The sequence below is a fragment of the Rhizobium sp. P1_E6 genome, assembly GCF_056405875.1.
Map to the genome: position 1 here is coordinate 1 of NZ_JBFUBG010000177.1, position 5,334 is coordinate 5,334.

Genomic DNA, 5,334 nt, shown 5'->3' on the forward strand with positions numbered 1-5,334 from the left:
CGCTACAAGCGCGCCCGTGGCTACAACGTCCTCCATCCGATGGGTTGGGACGCTTTTGGCATGCCGGCAGAAAATGCGGCTATGGAGCGCGGCGTCCACCCCGCATCCTGGACCTATCAGAACATCGGCTCGATGAAAGCGCAGCTGAAGGCGATGGGTTTGTCGCTGGATTGGTCGCGCGAATTCGCGACCTGCGATGTCGAATACTATCAGCAGCAGCAGCACCTTTTCCTGGACTTCCTGGAAAAGGGCCTCGTCTACCGCAAGCAGTCCAAGGTGAATTGGGATCCGGTCGACAACACCGTTCTCGCCAATGAACAGGTCATCGACGGCCGGGGCTGGCGTTCCGGCGCGCTGGTCGAACAGCGCGAGCTGACGCAGTGGTTCTTCAAGATCACCGATTTCAGCCAGGACCTGCTGGACGCGCTCGACACGCTCGACCAATGGCCGGAAAAAGTACGCCTGATGCAGAAGAACTGGATCGGTCGCTCCGAAGGTCTGACGATCCGCTGGGAAATCGTTCCGGAAACCGCCCCCGCAGGCGAAACCGAGGTCATAGTCTATACAACGCGCCCGGATACGCTGTTCGGCGCGTCCTTCTTGGCGATCGCTGCCGACCATCCGCTTGCCAAGGAAATAGCGGGCAAGAATCCCGATATCGAAGCCTTCTGTGAAGAATGCCGCCGCGCCGGTACCTCTCTTGCCGCCCTTGAGACGGCCGAAAAGAAGGGCATGGATACCGGTATCCGCGTCAAGCATCCGCTGGATGCTTCCTGGGAGCTGCCGGTCTATGTCGCCAACTTCGTTCTGATGGATTACGGCACGGGCGCCATCTTCGGTTGCCCCTCCGGCGACCAGCGGGATCTGGATTTCGCTCGCAAATATGGCCTGCCGGTCGTTCCGGTTGTCATGCCCAGGGATAGCGATGCCGCAAGTTTCACCGTCGGCGATACCGCCTATGACGGCGAGGGCGTGATGATCAACTCGCGCTTCCTCGATGGCAAGACGACGGACGAAGCCTTCCAGGCCGTTGCCGACAAGCTGTCTTCCTCCTTGCTTGGCAATGCGCCACAAGGCGAACGCAGGGTCAATTTCCGCCTGCGCGACTGGGGCATTTCCCGGCAGCGTTACTGGGGTTGCCCCATCCCGGTCATCCATTGCGATGATTGCGGCGTCATACCGGTTCCGAAGAAGGACCTGCCGGTTAAGCTGCCGCAGGATGTGACTTTCGATCAGCCTGGCAACCCGCTGGACCGCCACCCGACCTGGCGGCACGTCGCCTGCCCGCAATGCGGCAAGGATGCGCGCCGCGAGACGGATACGATGGACACCTTCGTCGATTCGAGCTGGTATTTCACCCGCTTCACGGCACCTTGGGAGAAGCAGCCGACAGATCCGGCTGCGGCGAACCGCTGGCTGCCCGTCGACCAATATATCGGCGGTATCGAACACGCGATCCTGCACCTGCTCTATTCACGTTTCTTCACCCGCGCGATGCGCGAGACCGGCCATGTAGACGTCAAGGAGCCGTTCAAGGGCCTCTTCACGCAGGGCATGGTGGTCCACGAAACCTACAGCCGCGGTGCCGGCATGCACCGCGAATGGATTTCGCCTGCCGACATTCGCATCGAGGAGATCGACGGGAAGCGCTGCGCCTATCTGCTGGAAGGCGGCGAAGAAATCGCAATCGGCTCGATCGAAAAGATGTCGAAGTCGWAGAAGAACGTTGTAGACCCCGACGATATCATCGCCTCATACGGCGCCGATACCGCGCGTTTCTTCGTTCTGTCGGACTCCCCGCCCGATCGTGACGTCATCTGGTCCGAAGCCGGCGTGGAGGGCGCTCATCGCTTCACGCAGCGCCTCTGGCGCCTGGTGTCGGAAGCGGCGGAGGCGCTGTCCACCGTCGAACCCAAGCCGGCACAGGAAGGCGAAGCGCTGGCGATCTCGCAACTCGCCCACAAGACGCTGAAGGCGGTGCAGAACGACTACGACAGGCTCTGGTTTAATAAAGCGGTCGCTCGCATCTACGAACTGGTCAACGCGCTGGGAGGCCCGCTGACGAAGGTTGCAGCCGGGGAGGGCGACGCAGGCTATCGGGCTGCCATCCGAAACGCGGCCGAGATCCTGATCCAGCTCGTTGCGCCCATGACGCCACATCTGGCCGAAGAATGCTGGTTGACCCTTGGCAACAAGGATCTTATCGCCCACGCGGCCTGGCCGGACTACGACGAATCGCTCGTCGTGGAGAACGACGTGATCCTGCCCGTCCAGATCAACGGCAAGAAGCGCGCCGAATTGACAATTTCTCGCGACGCAGATCAAAATGCCGTCACCGAAGCCGTGCTGGAATTGGACGCGGTGAAGAATGTCCTGAACGGTCAGGCACCGAAGAAGATCATCGTGGTTCCACAGAGGATTGTAAACATTGTCGTCTGATTTCGCCCGCAAGCTTGCGCGCCGCGCCGGCATCGTCACGATCCTTGTGTCCACGGCGTTCGTTTCCGCCTGCCAGGTTCGGCCACTCTATTCCGAAAACACCGGGGTTAACGAGAAGCTCGGCTCCGTTGGCTTTTCCGAAGCAGGTACGCGCGTCGGACAGGAAGTTCGCAACCATCTGATCTTCCTGGCTTCACGCGGTGCTGGTGAACCGGACAAGCCCGATTACATGGTTGATATGCAGGTTTCGTCCTACGTTGCCGATACTTTGCTTGTTCAGTCCTCGGATACGTCTCGCGCAGGCCGTGCGACTGTTTCGGTAAGCTACACTTTGCGCACCACCAAAGACGATCAGGTGATCAAGGCTGGCAGACGCGAAGCGACGGCCCTGGTAGACTTTCCAAGTCAGGAATTTGCAAAGCAGCGCGCCATCCGCGATGCCGAAAATCGCGCCGCCAATCAGGCGGCCGAATTCGTGGGAGCGGACCTCGCTGCTGCGCTCAGCCGCTAGGGGAGCGGTGGCGTGGCGGAAATCAAATCCCATGAGTTCGAAGGGTTTCTGCAGAGATCCTCACGCCAGTATCGCATTTATCTGATCTATGGCCCAGACCGCGGGCTTGTTTCTGAGCGCGCGGGCATGATTGCTGGAAAAACGGGAATCGATCAGAATGATCCCTTTTCCGTTACCAAGCTCGATGTCGGCGATCTCCAGAAAGAGCCCGGACGGCTGGTCGATGAAGCCCAGTCCATGGGTCTTTTCGGCGGTGAAAAGCTGATATGGGTGAGGGGTGCTGCAAACGAGAAATACCTCGTCGACGCTATCTCATTTCTATCAGGTGCTTCGCTCGAGGCCGCCAGCATCATCGTTGAAGCAGGTGACCTGAAGAAGGGATCGGCCTTGCGCAAGGCGGTCGAAGCTGCCCGCATCGCCGTCGCCATCCCCTGCTACGCTGACGACGGCCGCGCGTTGAACGCGCTGATAGACAGTGAGCTCGCCCCTGAAGGACTGGGCATTACGCCGGCTGCCAGGCAGGCCCTCGTCATGCTGATTGGCGGCGACAGAATCGCGTCCAGAAATGAGATTCGCAAACTGGCTCTCTATTGCCGCGGCATGGGAACGATTGAAGATCATCACGTTACCGAAATAATCGGTGACGCCAGCGCCATTTCGGTCGATGATGCAGTCGACGCGATATTGAGCGGCAATAGCAATAACTTCCTACACGCGATGCAGAAGATCACCAGTTCCAAAACCTCGGTTTTTCTGGTTCTTCAAGCTTGCCTTCGACAATTCCAGCTTCTCGACACAATGCGCGCGGAGATGGATGAGAAAAGATTGCCGGCAGCGCAAATCATGCAGGCCTTGGGCAGGCATCTTCATTTCCGTCGCAAGCCGATCATAGAACAGGCGCTAAAAACCTGGAGCGCAGACGCCATTTCTCGTGAAACAAAACGTCTGCAGGCAGCCGTACTGCAAACGAGACAACGCCAAATGCTGGAGGATAGCATCGCCCTGCAGACGCTGCTCTCCACGACGCTGCAATCTGGAAGGCGCCCCCAGGCCTGATCAGCGCCGTTCAAGAAGCCGGCAGACTTCCTCGAGCTGCTCCAGGGACTTATAAGAAATCCGGATCTGCCCGCCGCTGGCTTTGTGATTGATGGAGACATCAAGCCCAAGCGTATCCGATAGCGTACGCTCTAAAGCCAACGTATCGGAATCCTTCTGGTTCTTCTGAACGGATACCTGCGGCTCCGACTGGGCTTTGATGTCGTTCTGCGCAAGCTTCTCAGCATCGCGTACTGACATGCCCTTGGAGACGATTGTACGCGCCAATGCGGAGGGATCCGACGTCGAAACCAGTGCGCGGGCATGACCCGCCGAAAGGCTGCCAGCGGCCAGCATATCACGGACAGGTTCCGGCAGTTTCAGCAGGCGCAGGGAATTAGCGACATGGCTTCGGCTCTTGCCGATGATTTCGCCGAGATCGTTTTGGGTGTATCCATACTCGGCTATCAGCTGCTCATAGCCGAGCGCCTCTTCAAGTGCGTTGAGATCGGAACGCTGGACATTCTCAACAATCGCGATTTCCAGCGCCGTCTTATCATCCACGTCCCTGATAATGACAGGGATTTCGATCAAACCTGCAAGCTGGGCGGCACGCCAACGTCTTTCGCCGGCAATGATTTCGTAACGATCCCGGGCGAGTGTCCTAACGACGATCGGCTGCACGATTCCGTGCTGGCGGATCGAACTCGCGAGGTCGTGAAGTTCGGAATCATCAAAGAAACGGCGAGGGTTGCGAGGGTTGCGAGTGACGAACTCGATCGGGATCATCCGGTCGGCGCTCACCGACGGCCGATCTGTTTCAGCAGCGACTGGCTGATCCATTTCGCCTATAAGGGCTGCGAGACCGCGGCCCAGCCGTCTTTTTGATGTATCGTCATTCATGTCTAAACTCGCCTACTGTGTCATACACTCTTTCAAGCTGCCAGTCTTTGCCGCTCCCGCTGGATAACTTCGGATGCAAGCTGCAGATAGGCTTGGCTACCGGCGCATTTAAGATCGTAGAGAATTGCCGGTTTACCATATGAGGGTGCTTCGGAGACACGGACATTCCGCGGGATGAGCGTGTGATACACCTTCTCACCAAGGTGGGTCCGAACATCGTTGACGACCTGCTGCGCCAGATTGTTGCGAGCGTCGAACATCGTCAACACAATGCCCTGGATATCCAACTGCGGATTGACTGTTCGACGGACCTGATTAACGGTCTCCAGAAGCTGGCTCAAGCCTTCAAGCGCGAAGAACTCGCACTGCAACGGCACCAGCACAGAATGAGCTGCCGCCATGGCGTTCATCGTCAAGAGATTGAACGAAGGTGGGCAGTAGAGAAG

Annotated in this window: 5 protein-coding genes; 3 read left to right on the forward strand and 2 right to left on the reverse strand. The window is 58.4% G+C overall.

The window, feature by feature from the left end; genetic code table 11:
• The 3 genes from leuS to holA form a co-directional block, all read left to right on the forward strand.
• On the forward strand, positions 1 to 2,439 hold a 2,439-nt coding region (gene leuS, locus AC1D35_RS34645; protein ID WP_477942401.1), incomplete at its 5' end, for a leucine--tRNA ligase.
• On the forward strand, positions 2,429 to 2,950 hold the full coding sequence (lptE, locus tag AC1D35_RS34650) for an LPS assembly lipoprotein LptE (protein ID WP_113300828.1): 522 nt from the start codon (positions 2,429 to 2,431) through the stop codon (positions 2,948 to 2,950). The genes leuS and lptE, both read left to right, overlap by 11 nt.
• A 12-nt stretch (positions 2,951 to 2,962) precedes the next feature.
• Complete coding sequence (holA, locus tag AC1D35_RS34655; protein WP_113310240.1) at positions 2,963 to 4,006, forward strand: DNA polymerase III subunit delta; 1,044 nt, start codon at positions 2,963 to 2,965, stop codon at positions 4,004 to 4,006.
• Here holA and AC1D35_RS34660 read toward each other — a convergent pair whose 3' ends face one another.
• Positions 4,007 to 4,888 (reverse strand): ParB/RepB/Spo0J family partition protein, encoded by an 882-nt coding sequence (locus AC1D35_RS34660; RefSeq protein WP_113300830.1) that lies wholly within the window; start codon positions 4,886 to 4,888, stop codon positions 4,007 to 4,009. It abuts the gene before it with no gap.
• A gap of 32 nt (positions 4,889 to 4,920) precedes the next feature.
• Positions 4,921 to 5,334 (reverse strand): ParA family protein (locus AC1D35_RS34665; protein ID WP_477942404.1); only part of this gene is annotated, 414 nt, incomplete at its 5' end.

Excerpts from the sequence above, each read along its gene's own strand:
- AC1D35_RS34660 (WP_113300830.1), bottom strand. The coding sequence starts at position 4,888 with ATGAATGACGATACATCAAAAAGACGGCTGGGCCGCGGTCTCGCAGCC.